Origin of the sequence: Ruminiclostridium papyrosolvens C7 (assembly GCF_000421965.1) — a bacterium.
Taxonomy (GTDB): Bacteria; Bacillota; Clostridia; order Acetivibrionales; family DSM-1351; genus Ruminiclostridium; species Ruminiclostridium papyrosolvens_A.
In genome coordinates this window covers 1-17,310 of record NZ_ATAY01000003.1, presented here as the reverse complement: position 1 = coordinate 17,310, position 17,310 = coordinate 1, and the positions used below count along the sequence as shown (strand labels likewise).

The following is a 17,310-nucleotide window of genomic DNA, read 5'->3' as shown; positions in this document are numbered from 1 at the left end:
CTAACAAATTTTATAATGTCTATTATTGTGGATATTGCCATCAAAACTGCTATGGGCAATCCTATGTAAATAACTGCACGTAACAGCTTGCTAGGCGGCTTATATTCCGATTTGTATCCGTAAAACCTAAGTTCAAACAGTTTATTGGTGAAAATTCCTTTGTTTCTTTTTTCTGCATCTTCGTGAAGCTGGATTTCTGCTTCAGTCATTTGTCTTAGAAAGTTCTTCTGTATTTCATTCTTCATAGATGTTAACCCCACGATGTAATTTTATCATCTAGATTATATATTAAATTGGAATATATTTTCAATAAAATATAGGATGATTTTAGTATTAAATACATTTAATGACTATCATGTATATGATTATGATAAAATATTCTTGTACATATCCTTTGATGATAATTATTTGTAGAAATAGAAGCTCTCTTGGAATTCTTATGTTAACTAATAAATTTTAGGAGGAAAGCAAATGATTAAAATGCGTATTTTGTCGTGTCTGCTAATTACTTCAATTCTTTTAGGACTATTTTCATTTATGCCTGCAAATAAAGCAAATGCTGATACTAGTTTGATACTTTGGTACAGGTTTAACGAGGGAACCGGAACAAAAGTTGCCGATTCCTCCGGTAACGGTAGAGATGGTATTTTGAATGGTAACTGTAGTTGGATAACGGCTCAGAATGGCTCGGGTGCGGTAGTATTGGATGGAAGTTCAGGGTATATAAAGATGCCCAATGGCCTACAATCAGGACTGACAGAGACTACTGTAAGTGTCAAAGTGTTTGTTGACCCGACTAATATCAACCCATCATGGGTATTTAATTTCGGAACAACTACAGATTCAAAAAGTGACGTCAATGCACATTATTTTGGTTTTTTAATGGAATCAGGAGCATACAGGGTTATGCTTGCAAAAGCGCACTGGACTGACGAACAAAACACTAAGGTGAACTCAGCCTTTGGTACCGGAGTATGGAAGTACGTTACATATACTCAAAAAGGGACTTTAGGTACACTTTATGTAGATGGGGTTAAGGTTGCCGAGAACACAAATGTCGCATATACCCCCAAAGATATTGAGTCTACGGTAGCAAATTTTATTGGAAGGGCACCTTATACTGCTGATAATTATTTCAAAGGCAAGGTTGCGGATTTCCGTCTATACAACAGGGCACTTAGCGCCACAGAGGTATTAGAATTAACTAACGGAGGAGCAGTTGATATTGTTGCAATGGACAAAGCAGCACTAACCCTTGGAGATTTAAGTCAGGTAACTTCAAAAATCAACTTACCCACAACAGGAGAAAATGGCAGTTTAATTACCTGGGTATCATCTGACACAAGTCTCGTTTCTTCAACCGGGTATGTAACTCGTCCCAAATACCCTGAGACAGATAGACAGGCAACACTTACCGCAACGATCACAAGGGGAAGTATAAGTGATACAAAAATATTTCAAGTTACAGTTAAGGCATTGTTGCAGGGACAGGATCAGGCAATTGAGGATGCAAAAAAGCAGCTTCTTATTCGTAATGCAGATGATATACGTGGAAATATTACATTGCCTACTTCAATTGTTGCTGATGGAGTAACTGTTAAGGTAACCTGGTCAACGGACAAGCCTTCTATTGTCAATGTGAATGAAGTAGTGAATTCAGGCTATGACAATGCACCTCCGGGTATTGTTACAAGACCTGATACAGACACTAAGGTAACCTTAACGGCTCACCTGAATAATGGAACTGCAACGGGTACGGCAGATTTGACAATTACTGTGAAGGCAAAACCAAAAACAATAAATGAATCAGATTATAAGGGATATTTCTTTACATATTTTAATGGTACTGCCAGATCTGATGCAGAACAGATATACTTTGCTTCAAGTACCGATGGGCTTCATTGGAATGAACTGAACGGAAACAATCCGGTGATGACTTCAACCGTTGGAGATAAAGGAGTACGTGATCCATTTATTTTGAGGTCTCCTGATGGGGATAAATTCTATATGGTTGCAACTGATTTGAGAATATCAAATGGTGCAGGTTGGAGTGCGGCTCAAACAGCCGGAAGTAAATCGGTTGTTGTTTGGGAATCAAATGATTTGGTAAACTGGTCTAAAGAAAGACTGGTTAAGGTTGCAAGAGATGATGCAGGCTGTACTTGGGCCCCTGAAATTGTATTTGATGCAAAGACAGGAGAATATGTGATGTTTTGGGCATCGCGAATTGGAGCAGATAACTATGGTAAGCAAAGGATATACATAGCAAAGACAAGAGACTTTTATACCTTTACAGAGCCAAAGGTTTATATTGACAGAGCTTCTGATGTAATAGATGCAACTATGATTAAACATGAAGGCATCTATTACAGGTTTTCAAAAGATGAGGTAAACAAGAATATCATTATAGATAAATGTGACCAATTGCTGAATAAGGATTTTGTATCGGTAGCATCAGATAGTGTTGGTAGCCAGAAAGGTGTTGAAGGGCCGGCAATCTTCAAATTTAACGGTCAGAACAAATGGTGCCTGTTATTAGATAACTATGGAGGCGGTGGTTACTATCCAATGGTTTCCACAGATATTTCTTCGGGAGTGTTTATAAAGCTGGGGTCTTCTGAGTATAAATTGCCGTCCGGGCCCCGCCATGGAACAGTAATGCAGGTAACACAGGCGGAATACAATGCCATTATGGCAAAATGGGGAGGCTCGACACCTGTTGAAGAACCCAAGACAACGCCAATACTGGAATACAAATTCGATGAGACAAAGTCAGGCAATACAATCGTTGATACGTCAGGTAATAACCTTAACGGTACCTTGAATGGAAATGCAACTTATGTAAAAGACTCTGAAAAGAACTCTCAAGTGTTATATCTGGATGGTACAACAGGTACCTTTGCTGGATTCCCACAGGGATTCTTTGATGGCAGGAATACTGTAACTATATCGATGGATATTAAGCCGGTGACAGTGTCCGGGGATTTCTTTACTTTTACTGTTGGGAAAGATACAAATAAATATATGTTTTTGAGAACACGGGATACTGAAAGCAGAAATGCAATTACAATAAATTCTTACTCAAATGAGCAGGAGGTAAAAGCCACTACTGTGTCCACAGCAAACAAGTGGATGAACATCAAGTTGGTAATAACACCTAGAAGTATGGCTATTTATAAGGATGGCTTAATGCTTGGCAGAAATAGTAATGTGTCAATATCAATGTCGGATTTGGGTACAAGCCTGCTGGCTTATTTAGGTAAATCCTTCTACTCCTCAGATCCTTACTTCAAGGGCTATTTTGACAATGTAAAAGTGTACAATCGTGCATTTACTGAAACAGAAATTGCAGATGAATTCGGTATCGCTAACAAGCCGGTAAAAATAGTAAGTGCTGAAGATGTTATTGTTGCCGCAAAGGCAGGTCAAACACCTGAATTGCCTTCAAAAGTGAAAGTTAAATACAGCAATGGTACAACCGGAAATGCTAAAGTATTATGGGACGATATCAGTCAAGCACAGTATTCTACGGATGGAACCGCTACAGTTGAAGGAACAGTATATGAAAATGAGTACGACAACCCTTTAATATTGAACAGGGCAGATCCATGTATCTATAAACATACCGACGGAAATTACTACTTTACTGCTTCATACACAGATGGTTCAAACGGACATAACAATGTAGGCATGTACCAGTATGACCGGATAGTACTTAGAAAAGCATCAACAATTCAGGGCCTTTCCACTGCGACTGAAAAGGTAATATATACAAAGGCTCCCCTTGAAGGAAACAAAAGCCCACATGTCTGGGCACCGGAAATACATTTTATTAACGGAAACTGGTACATTTACTATACCACGACCATATCCAGTACCGACGTTTGGCAGATACGTCCACATGTTCTAATTTGCCCGGGAAATCTTGACCCAATGGTAAAGGAAAACTGGCAGGACAAAGGACTTGTTAAGAAGACTAATTCTTCAGACATGGCTTTTAGTGGTTTTTCATTGGATGAAACTGTATTTGAGCATAATGGAAATATGTATATGGTCTGGGCCCAGAATGACCCGAATTCAAACTTATATATTGCAAGAATGAAAGATCCATACACAATTGATACTAATGCAGTCAAGATCGCCTCGCCTCAATACGATTGGGAGATTCATGCCTACAAGGTGAATGAAGGGCCAAGCGTTATTAAGAGAGACGGCAAAATATTTATTTCATATTCCGCCAGTGGTACCGATGCACTGTATTGTATGGGACTTCTTACAGCCTCGGATACAAGCGATTTGTTGAATCCTAATTCATGGGTGAAGACACCGCATCCGGTAATGACCTTCAATACGGCAGCAGGCCAATTTGGCCCGGGTCACAATACATTTACGGTGTCAGAGGATGGTAGTGAAGATCTCCTTGTATACCATGCCCGTCAGGAAGAAAAGTATATTAGCAGCAGCTATGAACCACTATATGATGCAGGCAGGCATACCCGTGTTCAGAAATTGTTCTGGAATAGCGACGGCACTCCCAACTTCGGAGCACCAATGGCAGACGGGAAAGTATTGTCTACTGTAAAGGTTAAAGCAAAGATCATAGAAGATAACATTATAAAAGGTGCATCTGCAGCTGGCTACAGTATTATATCAACTAAATGTGATTCGGCAAATAAAAAGGCTACTATATACTTCAGCCGCAGCAACAGTACTGTAAAGGAAATCTCATCAGTGCCTTTAACATATGAGTTGTCAAGCGGTTGTACAATTGATGGAACAAACGGACAACCGGTAAACTTGACGCAGCCTGTTTTCATTAGAATCAAAATGCCGGATCAGAGTGTACAAGAATGGACGGTAGAAGGAGTTCTCTGCAATAATCCGGTTTTGGGAGGACAATTTGCTGACCCAGACATCAATGTTTTTGGAGATAAATTCTATATCTATCCTACCACAGACGGATATTCAGGATGGAGCGGAGCGCAGTTCCATGCATTTTCATCATCAGACCTGGTTAACTGGAAAGATGAAGGAATTATTATGGATGCCGGAGTGGGGAAGGATGTTCCTTGGGCGGTAGGAAGTGCATGGGCGCCAACTATTGAAGAGAAGAACGGAAAGTATTATTTCTACTTCTGTGCAAAGCGTTCAGATGGTAAATCCTGTATTGGAGTTGCAACCTCGGAAAGTCCGACAGGGCCGTTTATAGCAGAGAAATCGCCTTTAATCACACCTGACAATCTGGAAAATGGTGTTACAGTAAGTCAGACAATAGACCCGTCAGTCTTTACTGATGATGACGGAAATTCTTATCTGCTTTTTGGCAATGGCTCACCTGCTGTCGTCCAGTTGAATAGTGATATGATAAGCCTCAAATCAGGGTCTATGAAAAATCTGAGTGGTGCTACTGATTTCAGAGAATCTATTGCAGTGATTAAGCGAAACGGTTTGTATCATTTCACATGGTCATGTGATGATACAGGCAGTGAAAACTATCATGTAAACTATGGTACATCAAACAGCCTGTATGGGCCTATTCAATATCAGTACACGGTTTTATCAAAGAATCCAGACAACAATATTCTTGGAACCGGACATCAATCAATAATAAAGCTTCCAAACAAGGATGAGTATTATATCGCTTACCACAGGTTTGTGACCCCATTAGGGCAATATAGTAGTGGACTTGGATATCATAGGGAGACCTGTATTGATAAAGTTGAGTTTGATACCAACACCGGATTAATGAAGGTAGTCATTCCTACATTAGAAGGGGTGGTAGAAACACCAATTAACGTAGAAATAGTAGGTGATTATAACGGAGACAAAATAGTTGATGCCATTGATTTTGCATTTTTAAAACAATACCTGCTGGGTAAGATAGAGTGTTTTCCAGTACTGAATAAAATGTTTGTTGGAGATTTAAATATGGATGGTGAAATAAATGCTATTGATTTAGCAATACTGAAAGGGTATTTGCTAGGGAAATTTGATAAATTACCGTATATTAATTAGATAATTTAGGGGTAAAATTGCAAGAGCAGAGCAGCGTACCAGTGGGTTTTACTGCTGGTGCGGGATGCTGGTAATAGGAAAATAGATTGTTTAAATGATGAGAAAAAAGTCGCTATTTATGGGTTTAAGAATTTATAAATAGTGGCTTTTTCTGTGTTGTTGAATGTATATGATTGAATATCACCATAAACTATGAAAGGATCCAAAGTGTGATGTTAATAAAATTTTAACTGTTCTAAAAAAATTACAATCAGTATGTGCTATAATCTTTGCGGTGATAGCAGTTGTATCAGTAACCTACTGCAACCTTTACAACAGAATTATATCAGCAAGCCCAATTGGATAATATACAGCTTGAATAATAAAAAACTGTATTTGGATATAAAAGTAAAAATATGTACCAAATACAGTTTTTGTTTTATCAGTCATCCAGAATATTCTTCTTGTTGGCTCAAGGAGTCAAGCTATGTTAGCCAAGGCTGTTTTTCCTCCGGAAATCAACTGTGCATTTATTTGAAGTTGATCGTATTTATATAGAGGAACCATATAAGATGGACTAAAAATGTATATTTATTCCTTTGTTTCGACAATATGCTTAAAATCATTGCAATATTATAGCATATTATGGTAACATGTATACGTAATTGTATTAATATGGGTGATTTGGTTATTTGAATTTCTTCATTCAACGATGAAAATATCCTTAGAAGATCTAGATAAAATTGGTTTGTAAAATTGATAAAATAAGAGAGTGATTTTATTATTAATGGCTATATTCGCCAAGAGCGAAATATATAAGCAAAAAGGAGATATTAAACATGAAATTAAAGAAAAGAGTATGCTTATTAAGTATTGCTGCAATTATGTTATTATCAATAGGTGTGTATGCAGGAAGTAACACTCAAAAGATAACAGCATATTTGAACAAGGGACTTACACTAGAGGTAGATGGTGAAGTACTAAAACCTACTGAGGATGATGGTAGTAGACTTTATCCAATCGTGTATAATGGCCGTACATACGTACCAGCAAAGGTAGTAGCAAATGCATTAGGAGCATCAGTGGATTATGATAGTTCTGGAAATGGAACAGTTATAATAACTAGTGGAAACTCTAATGATAACGAAGGACAACCAACCAAAGATGGTGAAAATAGCAATAACAGTAACACTAATACTAATACCAATACCAGTACCAATTCAAATAGTAATATAAAATCTGTGGGATATGACTCATCTAAACAATCTACATGGTTGAAGCTAGTAGATGTAAAAATATCAAATTTGCCTGGTTCCTCATCAAGTAATCATAGATTACTTGAAGTAACCTTTAAGAACGTATCAACTAATACTGTAAAGTATTCATCATATGGAGACTTAAGGATATATGGTATAGATGACGAGGAATTTACATCAATAGTAGGAATAGGATCAAAGTATCCGTCAAGTGGAACAATAAAACCAGGTGAAACTCAAACTTTTTATAAAGGCTTTGTAGCTGATTCAATAGATGATCTTCGTAAGTTAGAGTATTATCCATTGTCAGCTAAAAAGGGTGACAGAACAACAATATATAATAAATAAAATGTAAGGCAACTATTATTTAGCAAGGCCGTCAGCATAAAATGCTGACGGCCTTCTATTTTGCTCATACTCTAGGTTTGGAAAAATACCTTGACAAGAATGGCTATAGCAATCGTTTTGATATAATGAGAAGGCATATCTGCAAACACTAATGATGAACACCCCATTCTGGAGCCTTTGAAGAAAAGTCTGTAAATGCAGTCGGTAGGGATTCAAATGTTCCAATCGAAGGCGGGGGGCAATTATGGTATACAAGCCGCCGGAACTGCATTGATATTAATACCTGTAATTATACTCAAGATTTTATGAACATGTAGAATTTAGAAAACATGGACTCTGATGAGTCCGATTTCATATCAGGTTAACTCATTTCTACCATATGGCTGAATCTAAATTTTCGAAAAAACTTTATGGTACCTTTATAATAAATAGAAAAACGTCGCATTTGCGACTTTTTTCTATCTTAATATTATTTTTTAGCTCGTATTTTACCAATATAAATAGAATATGGTAAAATACTATTTATATAGATGAAGTCTCATTATAACATGCGTACATATTTAACGAACGTTCTACTCCTATTTTTGTCTCACTTTTTATCACAAAAGAATTATTTTAGGAGGGTATTTTAATGAAAAAAATCAAACGCCTTATCGCCTTGGTAATTTTGACAGCGGTGTTTATCTCACCATTCCCGTCATCTGTCCAAAATGGCAATCAAGTGCTGGCACTGAACAACAATCTGGGTTTGACTCCACCCATGGGATGGAACAGCTGGAACATCTTTGGAGGGGACATCAATGAGGAAAAGATTAAACAAATTGCAGATGCTATGGTTACATCAGGAATGAAGGATGCAGGCTATGAATATGTCAACCTTGATGACAATTGGATGGCAAACCCTGCCCGTGATGCAAATGGAAAACTTATTCCTGATCTCAAACGTTTTCCTAGCGGAATGAAAGCTTTGGCAGATTATATTCACTCGAAAGGGTTAAAGTTTGGAATTTATGGTGACAGGGGAGTGACCACATGTTGCAATATTCCCCAGAGTGGAAGTCAGGGGTATGAGGAACAAGATGCGGAAACTTTCGCTTCCTGGGGTGTAGATTATTTGAAATATGACAACTGTGCTTCAGACAGTAATCTGCAGGCAGGTTACGAAAGAATGCGGGATGCTCTTTTGAAAACAGGAAGACCTATTTTTTACAGCATATGCTGCTGGTACTTTGTAGGTCCGTGGATGGTAGATTGCGGTAATTCTTGGAGAACTACCGGAGATATTAGTGACGACTGGGGAAGCATAACAAAGAATATAGATGTAAACTCAAAGTCAGCCGCTTATGCAGGTCCGGGCCATTGGAATGATCCGGATATGTTGGAGGTTGGTAATGGTAAAATGACAGATACGGAATACAAAGCTCATTTCAGTATGTGGTGTATGATGGCAGCTCCTCTTATTGCTGGAAATGATATTAGGAATATGACTACTGCTACCAAAGACATTCTTACCAACAAAGAAGTCATTGCTATTGACCAAGACGCTGCAGGAGTACAAGGTACCAAGGTAAGTTCTTCAGGAGAACTTGAAGTGTGGTGTAAACCTCTAGGGACTGATGGTACAACCAAGGCAGTTACACTCTTGAATCGAGGAGGTACTTCGGCAGATATCACAGTCAATTGGAGTGATATAAAGCTTGCCGATGGTCCTGCAACTGTTCGTGATCTGTGGGAGCATAAGGATTGCGGTACGTTCAATAGCGGATATACAGCCAATGTTCCTTCCCATGGCGCGGTGGTATTAAAAGTTCAAGCAGGCTATACTGATCCGACTATAATGTATGGTGATGTTGATGGTAGTGGCGTAATTGATGCACTGGACTATTCATTAATTAAACGGTATCTGTTGGGCCAGATTTCCGAATTTCCTGCTTCAAACGGTAAACTGGTTGCCGATGTTGATGGAGACGGTCAAATAACAGCACTGGATTTTTCATTAAGTAAGAAATATTTGCTGGGGATTATTAATAAATTTCCTGCGCAAAAATAATTAGTGGGGATTAGCCGCAAAATACATTCATTATTTTTCAGTCCAAAAATTCTAATTAGGAATTATCTCATTAAACTAGATTCAAAAATAACATTCTTATTTTGCGGTTACCTACAATATACTGGATAGATTTTGTAAGGGCATTTAACTTTACTTATAGAAAAGGAAATGCCCTTATGTTCGATTTTAAGTCCCATCTTACTTTAATGACAAATTTTCTATTATCATTTCTAAAGCTACTTTCTCATCAACAGCTATCTGTCTTATAAGATTTATTGCATTCTCTATTTTTCCCATATTCCCTGATACAAAAATTTTCAATATTATATTATGAAGTGTTTTAGTATTCTTTCGTATTACTTCATATTTCATATAAATATTTTTCCAGTTTTTTAAATAGCCATTTACACCAAGGTACTCAATTCTCATAAGCATTAATGTTTTGTGATCAACAAGAACATTGAACGGTCGGTAATCCTTGCATGAATTTCCGCATGATACTAATGTAAGGAATTCCTCTAATAGCTTATAAACATCCATTCCGAAGCAAAACTCAGTACTGTTTTGTTCGACATCATGTCGATAACCATCAGTGTAGCTTTTTAAGCCTGTTTCTGAGTTCAAAAAATCATTAATGAATGAAATTGTGCGCTTTATGTTAAAATTATATTTTTCATATTTTACTGGTGCCACTAAAACAATGCCTTGCAAGAAGTCATTAATATTGCTCAAGTTGGTTGTAGAGAATGCTTTTTCCATTTCTGTAAAATTGACTTTTGCATGTCCATATTTATGTTTGTAAAAATCAGCGGTATAAAAAACTTCTTCTTGAGCGTCATAACCAAAAACATATGTATCGTGCATAAAGTTCTTAGTTTGGTAAGCCCACGGAAAGTCAGAAATATAGAATTGATTTAAGTATAGAAAGGCATAGTAACCTGAATCGATAGAGTCAACCAAAAATTCACAGATTGAGGACCACTTTTTTTCAATAAATTCCCTGTTTATTCTTTGATAATGAATCCATGGACAGCATTTCCATGCAATAGGTGCAAAGAAATCAACATAACAATATTCAGATAAATCTTTCCCGCCAAATAGTTGTATATAATAATCATAGAACCATATTATTGATTCATCATTTATCAATGCTGTTGAAAGAATATTAGCATGAGTAGGATATGATGTTATTGGCGGATAAATTGTTTTTAATATTTTCTTTTTCTCTGATTTGATATTCATACTCGATCACCTAGCCTTTTTATTGTTTACTTAATTTAACGGAACATAAGCAAATATTTAGTCTAAAAATAATGTAATTTTCTACTATTTAATATTTTACCATAAAAAGGAAGATTTTAAATTTGTTTAATATAGTTATTTATTTTAAATTATTAAATTTTTAATGTTATAATACCATTTATGTATAACTTTTACTATCATATACCTGTGTGCAGAGATATGCTTTAACAAAGCAGATGCAAGTAATGATTTCACCATGTGGATTTGGTTTTGCCGAATACAATTATGAAGCCGTAGAAGAGCATTTTGATATTAGTTTTGATAGAAATTATACTAAAATTATTTGCTCATTAGGAGAATTACTTGGACTTGAAGATGCTGGTCTATTGACAGAGCTATCTTAAAGATGTAACACTGAAAGAGTTTATTTATTGCCGGAGATGTTATGAGAAAAGCTGTTCCAGAAACGGCTGAATACTCGAAAGATACAAATGAAACCACAAAGGTTATAAAGCGATTTAATGACAGTGACTGGAAAGTGGTCGACGGGCGGAATGTTATAACGTATACGGTAAAAAATGTGAATAAGGATATGTATTTCCGACTAAGAGGAACAAACTTGGCAGTGAATACACTTAATGAAACAGATGCTGATGGAAATCCACTTGCAGACAAATTAGTTGGCGATAACAATGCTACTAAAGCTTATGCAGACGTTTGCATTATCTCTCAAATTCAGAATAGCTTCTGCCATTTCTATAAGCTCGATTAAAAGGTTTACGTGTACCGGAATTTTTCTTGAGTTTATACTTAATTACCGTGGCAAATCAATATTTCTGGCAGTAAAAACACCTTGTTCTAAATATTTATACAGAGTGCGTCTAGAACAGCCCATTTCCTTAACATGTAAATATGGCTTATTGACTGACCTTTAAGAATTAAAGGAGAGATTAATGTATCCAATTCCTGCATATCTTCGGCACTTTGGTTAATTGCTTCTCTTGAAGAACTGAGCAGTTCACGATAGGAATAATCTGCAAACTTAGCAACATAAATCCAACGGTAATAAAGACAACTACCAATGCTGCCACATGAGTTGCAAACGAAGGGGGCTTTGTGGGCGGCCATATTCTTTTGGTTTGTATTGTAGACATATGTCACGGCAAAATTTGCAACCTCTATAATTTAAAACAACGTTTTTGGCTGCATAAACCATGTACGAAACATGCCTTTTCGTTGGCACAATGAGGTTTTTTGTTCGTATCTTTATGGTCGATGCTTTCTTACTTCCTTGGAAACAGTAGTAGGGTCTTTACCGATTAAAGAAGCAATAGCTATTATATCCTCATTAAGCCAATGTGTACCACTAAATTCCACTTCAATAGGACACTAGAATTTAATCATGCAAACTGGACGTTACTCTTTCAAAACCGGAATTTACTTTTTATTCAAGGAATATTTGGAAAATCTGGTAATAAATGTTGACATTTGAAAATTATGTAATATAATGGAACAAGAGTAAAAAAATGAAAGAAGTACGTGAAATTTGACAGAAGTGCTTTTGCATAGCGAAATTTATCTTGAGAGGTGACACGATGGTTGATATCAGGGAATATAAGGTTGGTAAGCAAAGTAAGCAATGGGGGGAAGGCAAATCACAGAACATCACATTTATTGTTACTGAGGACTGTAACCTGAGATGCAAATATTGTTATATAACTCATAAATCCAGTAATAAGCGGCTCAATTTTGAGACAGCAAAGAAATTTATAGATTGGTTTTTTGAAAACAAATTTGAAAAGGATGACTCTGTGGTTATTGATTTTATAGGTGGTGAGCCGTTCCTTGAGGTTGAGCTTATAGATCAAATATGCGACTATTTCAAAATAAGGGCTTTTGAAGAAAATGACATATGGTTCTGGAATTACAGATTCAGTGTTTGTACTAACGGTGTTAACTATTCGGATGAAGCAGTACAAAGGTTTACGCAAAAAAACTTCGGAAAATTATCCATGACTATTACATTGGACGGTACCAAGGAAAAACATGATTTGCAAAGGGTGTTTCCCGACGGAAGTGGCTCGTATGATGCAATTATGAAGAATGTGGGCCTTTGGCTGAAGACTTTTTACGGAACTACAAAGATGACCTTTGCGAGTCAGGACTTAAAACTCCTGAAAGACAGCATTATTGACTTATGGAACCACGGAATTGGTGACATTTCTGCAAATGTTGTATTTGAAGATGTGTGGCAGCCGGGTGATGATGATATTTTTGAACAGCAGTTGGTAGAACTGGCAGACTATATTATTGAAAATGAATTATACGATAAGTACTCATGCGCACTGTTTCACGACATTATAGGTCAGCCCTACACAAAAGAAGGATTAAAGATGACAAGCTGCGGTGCCGGCAGGATGATAGCCTTGGGGCCGGACGGAACTATTTATCCCTGCCTGAGGTATAAGGATTACTCATTGAATAACAAAAAAGAGATTACAATCGGTCATGTAGACACCGGGATAGATTTTGAAAAAGTAAGGCCTTTTAGAACACTTATGTATAAGGTACAAAGTGATTCGGAGTGTCTGGAGTGTGATGTAGCTTCCGGCTGCGGTTTTTGTCAGGGCTTTAATTATGATGTTGCAGATACGGAGACAAACTTTCAAAGGGCAAAATATATCTGTAAGATGCATAAGGCCAGAGTAAGGGCTAATAACTACTACTTTAACAAACTTTATAACCTGAAGGGAATTGAACGATTAGATTACAATAACAATTACAAGAGTATGTATTTTATACTTGATGACAATTACGTTGATATATGTCAGTTTAAGAATGCAAGCAGCTCTTCCGGTAAAATGAGTAAAGCTTCAATTCTAAAGGGACTGGAATTTGCACATCATAATTTTTTCAAACCTGTTTTTATACATTCCAAGGACAGTACAGAATTTGAACGTATGGATGAATTTAACAAGTACAGGATATTGCATATAATACCCGCCGAGCTTTGCGATAAATTTAAAGACATTAAAGAGTACATATATGTTTTTAATAAGGAAAATACCAGTCAGGATGTAATCAGTAAGATAGGGATCGAACCCAGTGTAATTTTAAATGTGGAAAGCAGCGACATAGGAAAATTGTCTGAATATGCTAAAAAACTTCTGAATATAACATCCAGAATTAATCTAAATATCCAGGACATTTCAGAAGAATTTGATTTGGAACAATATAAAGAACAATTGATACAGATAAATGATTTACTGGTGGCCCATTATAAGAAAAATCATCTTAAGGAATTCAATGTAATTACAGATATAAGCTTCATTAGTGAGCACGATGGCTGCGGAGCAGGGAAAAAAGGGTTCGCTTTTGCACCGGATGAAAATATTTATTTATGTCCTGCTTTTTATACACAGGGAGTAGGCAGCCCGGTGGGCAATGTTGTGGAAGGGATAATCAATAATAAGAATGCACAGCTGTATAATCCTGAAAACCAGCCAATTTGTTCAGTGTGTGATGTATACCACTGTGACAGGTGTATTTACCTGAACAAAGAAAAAACTAATGAAGTAAATGTTGCGCCGTCGTATAAGTGCAAGAAATCTCATATAGAGAGACAGATTGCAAAATTATATTATGACAGTGTGGGAAAGAAATTATCAAAGAATGTGATAAAGGACATTGAATACATAGATCCTATCAGTGAGCTGGAAAAAGTGACCGGCCTGTCGGTAGGATACAAAATTAATTGTTAATACAGGAAAGCACTTAAAGACTCAGAAATTAGCAAATTTTAGAACTAAATGGAGGGTGGAAAAAAATGAAGAAAATAGAAACACTCAGCAGTGAGGATTGCGAAAAAATGAGATTGATCTTTGAAAGAAAGATTGCTTTGGAGAATCTTACCAAAATGAAGGAGAAAAGCAGCTTTCTCTTAAATGATGAGCTATATGAAAGATTTTTGGCGGATTACTCAAAATCAGTTCAGGAACTTAAAGCCTGCTGGAACTATGTAGACGAAAAATACCATTTGGAAAGTATAGCAGGAGGGTACTGGGATATAGACTTCTCAACCGGTGACATTTATTTATTCCCGGGGGGAAATTGATGATATTCGGTAAAAAGGACAGCAATACCACTACCCAAAAAGCAATGATTACTTTTTGCAGGCAGTACTTTAAAGGAAGTTATCACATATTAATAATGCTAATAGTAATCATTGGTTTGGGTATTGTGGGAAACAATATATTACCCTCTGTTTACGGAAAACTAATTGATGCTCTTACCAATGCCAAATTGCAGAATTTTAATAAATACATAGCTATCTATTTTTCACTTTTATTGTTATGCAGTTTTCTGACGGCAGCTGAAAAGACCGCCGGAAATCTTTTTGTTTTTACTATTACAAATAAAATTAAAGGTAACATTTTCAACAAAATAACAAGGATGCAGCAAGATCGTCTGGAAAAGTTTTCAGTGGGAGAATTAATTTCCAGACTTGAGTCTGATGCAGGCAACATTGTAAGTTTCTGTGTCAATTTTATTTCAAGCAGTATTCTGATTATTTTTAATTTTATTATAGCAGGTTATATGATTGTTGCGATCAGCAGATCAATGGCATATTTGGCATTAATCTATATTCCTGCCAGTGTATTGATATATGCTGTATTTAAAAAAAAATTACGAAAATTAACTATATTAAGGAGAAAATTCGGAGATAAATTTTATACTTACATGAATGACAGCCTATCAAATATCCTGGGGATTAAAGCTTTTCAATTGGAAAATGAAATGTCGGTAAGGTATGATAGCCTGCTTTCAAAGCAGCTGAAGCTGGAACAGGATATTGTAAATCTGGGAAACAAAATACAGATATCAAATTCATTTATAAGTACCCTGTTTAACCTTGTAATTATGTGTCTGGCTGCCGGCTTTATTGGGAAGGGCCATTTAAGCATAGGCAGTTTTGTATCATTCAACTTATATATCGGTAAATTGATGGATGCCGTACAAAATGTGCAAAGCATAAATATGGATAAGCAAAAGACATTCGTCTCATTGGAGAGGATATTAAGTTTTATTGAGAATCCTGTTGAGGATGTCAACGGGCAGGTTACGGGAATTATTAAAGAAAAATTCAGAAGCCTGTCAGTTAAAGGTCTTAAGTTCAACTATGGTGAGAATGAGGTTTTACGAAATCTAGACTTTGACATAAACAGCTATGGACTATATTCAATTATCGGGAAAAACGGCAGTGGCAAGTCCACACTTATTAAATTATTAATTAAATTATACTCCCCCTTGCAGGGTGAAATTTACCTGAACGAGCACCCATATAAGACTTTGCCCACGAAGGAATTAAGGGAGTGTATAACCTACATCCAGAAAGAAACCTTCATTTTGAATGATTCAATAATTAATAATCTAAGGCTTGCAGATAAGGACCTTGATTTACCCACAGCGGAAGAAGCCTGTAAAAAAGTAGGGCTGCACGAGTACATTATGACCCTTCCGGAGAGGTATGATACCCAGCTCGGAGAAAAAGGAATGGTATTTTCAAGCGGGCTGAGACAAAAGCTGAATTTCGCAAGGGCACTAATTAAAAATTCTCATATCATTCTGCTGGATGAAATTACTTCCGACCTGGATGGGGAATCAGAAAAAGAGATAGTGGGAATTCTGAAGAGATTATCAAAGGAAAAAGTTCTTATATCCATAAGTCATAAAATTGAAGCCATAATAAACAGTGATGAAATCTTTATTATGGATCACGGACGGTTTGCAGAACACGGCAGACATGACGAATTGATGGAGAGAAGCCAGATATATAAAAGCCTCATTAATAAAATTCAGGATAAGTAAAAGCTTGATATAAAGGCGGTGACACTAATGAAAAATGGCAGTTGTTTCACTATCAGTCTTACTGTTTCTCTGGACTATGGTTAGCTATATGGATATTAATTCAATCAGGTAAAAAATAAACGGGAGGTGAAAACTATGGGAAGCTACAACAGCAAAATAAATGCAGCTGAAATTGCAAATTCACTGGGCTGTCTTTGCACAAGCTGTTCAGGATGTATAGGCTGTTCAGGTGCATGTACTAATTCATGTACTGACAGTTGTTATACATCACGTTGCTCGGGCGGATGTTTGGATAGCTGTAGAGGAAACAATCTTTACGGCTAAGTAAATCAATATTGATCAGAGGTGTTATTATGAGTGTTTTATGTAGGGGATGTTCAGGGGAGTTTACATATTCCATATAGCTACCAGCCCGAAAAAATTTGCTACAGACCTTTTGTATGGACGTGTAGTCAGATAACATAAAGCATTAAATTTTAACCGATGGTTAGTATATTTAAATATGAAAAAATAATAAAAAATTATTGCCGGCTCCTTACTATGGGACCGGCA

12 protein-coding genes are annotated in these 17,310 nt (G+C 36.5%); 9 read left to right on the top strand and 3 right to left on the bottom strand.

Features of this window, described 5'->3' with window-relative positions:
• Positions 1-245, bottom strand: a 245-nt coding sequence (locus tag L323_RS21425) for a hypothetical protein (RefSeq protein WP_020813686.1), incomplete at its 3' end; no start/stop codon positions are given.
• Positions 246-471: 226 nt separating this feature from the next.
• On the opposite strand from L323_RS21425, the gene L323_RS21420 reads away from it, so the two are divergent.
• From L323_RS21420 to L323_RS21410, 3 genes are all read left to right on the top strand, one after another.
• A complete protein-coding gene (locus L323_RS21420) occupies positions 472-6,015 on the top strand; it encodes a family 43 glycosylhydrolase (RefSeq protein WP_020813685.1) in 5,544 nt (1,847 codons plus the stop codon).
• An 863-nt stretch (positions 6,016-6,878) separates the two neighbouring features.
• Complete coding sequence (locus L323_RS40505) at positions 6,879-7,598, top strand: stalk domain-containing protein (RefSeq protein ID WP_165582676.1); 720 nt, start codon at positions 6,879-6,881, stop codon at positions 7,596-7,598.
• A gap of 631 nt (positions 7,599-8,229) precedes the next feature.
• Positions 8,230-9,648 (top strand): dockerin type I domain-containing protein, encoded by a 1,419-nt coding sequence (locus L323_RS21410; RefSeq protein WP_020813682.1) that lies wholly within the window; start codon positions 8,230-8,232, stop codon positions 9,646-9,648.
• A gap of 198 nt (positions 9,649-9,846) precedes the next feature.
• On the opposite strand, the gene L323_RS21405 is transcribed toward L323_RS21410, so the two are convergent.
• Positions 9,847-10,890 carry a hypothetical protein gene (locus tag L323_RS21405; protein ID WP_020813681.1) on the bottom strand — a complete coding sequence of 348 codons (1,044 nt, stop codon included), beginning with the start codon at positions 10,888-10,890 and terminating at the stop codon, positions 9,847-9,849.
• A 245-nt stretch (positions 10,891-11,135) separates the two neighbouring features.
• On the opposite strand from L323_RS21405, the gene L323_RS41205 reads away from it, so the two are divergent.
• Together L323_RS41205 and L323_RS21400 are read left to right on the top strand one after the other, a co-directional pair.
• Entirely contained in the window at positions 11,136-11,294 is a 159-nt protein-coding gene (locus L323_RS41205; RefSeq protein ID WP_020813680.1) for a hypothetical protein, read from the top strand.
• Between the two features lie 41 nt (positions 11,295-11,335).
• Positions 11,336-11,662, top strand: a complete 327-nt coding sequence (locus L323_RS21400; protein ID WP_020813679.1) for a hypothetical protein — start codon at positions 11,336-11,338, stop codon at positions 11,660-11,662.
• Positions 11,663-11,748: 86 nt separating this feature from the next.
• Here L323_RS21400 and L323_RS21395 read toward each other — a convergent pair whose 3' ends face one another.
• The gene (locus tag L323_RS21395; protein ID WP_051153490.1) at positions 11,749-12,051 is read right to left on the bottom strand and encodes a hypothetical protein; all 303 of its coding nucleotides are present in this window, start codon (positions 12,049-12,051) and stop codon (positions 11,749-11,751) included.
• A gap of 434 nt (positions 12,052-12,485) precedes the next feature.
• Here L323_RS21395 and L323_RS21390 point away from each other — a divergent pair, with 434 nt between their 5' ends.
• The 4 genes from L323_RS21390 to L323_RS21375 all read left to right on the top strand — a co-directional run bounded on the left by L323_RS21390 (position 12,486) and on the right by L323_RS21375 (position 17,082).
• A complete protein-coding gene (locus L323_RS21390) occupies positions 12,486-14,651 on the top strand; it encodes a radical SAM peptide maturase, CXXX-repeat target family (RefSeq protein ID WP_020813678.1) in 2,166 nt (721 codons plus the stop codon).
• A gap of 65 nt (positions 14,652-14,716) precedes the next feature.
• A complete protein-coding gene (locus L323_RS21385) occupies positions 14,717-15,004 on the top strand; it encodes a CXXX repeat peptide modification system protein (protein WP_020813677.1) in 288 nt (95 codons plus the stop codon).
• Positions 15,004-16,758, top strand: coding sequence for an ABC transporter ATP-binding protein (locus L323_RS21380; RefSeq protein WP_020813676.1), 1,755 nt, complete (start codon positions 15,004-15,006; stop codon positions 16,756-16,758). The genes L323_RS21385 and L323_RS21380 overlap by 1 nt, the downstream gene beginning before the upstream one ends.
• A 135-nt stretch (positions 16,759-16,893) precedes the next feature.
• Positions 16,894-17,082 carry a hypothetical protein gene (locus tag L323_RS21375; RefSeq protein ID WP_020813675.1) on the top strand — a complete coding sequence of 63 codons (189 nt, stop codon included), beginning with the start codon at positions 16,894-16,896 and terminating at the stop codon, positions 17,080-17,082.
• The last annotated feature ends 228 nt before the right edge of the window (positions 17,083-17,310 follow it).

Bases quoted from the DNA above. Each gene is read 5' to 3' on its own strand.
- L323_RS21385 (WP_020813677.1), top strand. From the start codon at position 14,717: ATGAAGAAAATAGAAACACTCAGCAGTGAGGATTGCGAAAAAATGAGA.
- L323_RS21390 (WP_020813678.1), top strand. From the start codon at position 12,486: ATGGTTGATATCAGGGAATATAAGGTTGGTAAGCAAAGTAAGCAATGG.
- L323_RS41205 (WP_020813680.1), top strand. From the start codon at position 11,136: ATGATTTCACCATGTGGATTTGGTTTTGCCGAATACAATTATGAAGCC.
- L323_RS21420 (WP_020813685.1), top strand. From the start codon at position 472: ATGATTAAAATGCGTATTTTGTCGTGTCTGCTAATTACTTCAATTCTT.
- L323_RS21375 (WP_020813675.1), top strand. From the start codon at position 16,894: ATGGGAAGCTACAACAGCAAAATAAATGCAGCTGAAATTGCAAATTCA.
- L323_RS21400 (WP_020813679.1), top strand. From the start codon at position 11,336: ATGAGAAAAGCTGTTCCAGAAACGGCTGAATACTCGAAAGATACAAAT.
- L323_RS21410 (WP_020813682.1), top strand. From the start codon at position 8,230: ATGAAAAAAATCAAACGCCTTATCGCCTTGGTAATTTTGACAGCGGTG.
- L323_RS21380 (WP_020813676.1), top strand. From the start codon at position 15,004: ATGATATTCGGTAAAAAGGACAGCAATACCACTACCCAAAAAGCAATG.
- L323_RS21405 (WP_020813681.1), bottom strand. From the start codon at position 10,890: ATGAATATCAAATCAGAGAAAAAGAAAATATTAAAAACAATTTATCCG.
- L323_RS40505 (WP_165582676.1), top strand. From the start codon at position 6,879: ATGTTATTATCAATAGGTGTGTATGCAGGAAGTAACACTCAAAAGATA.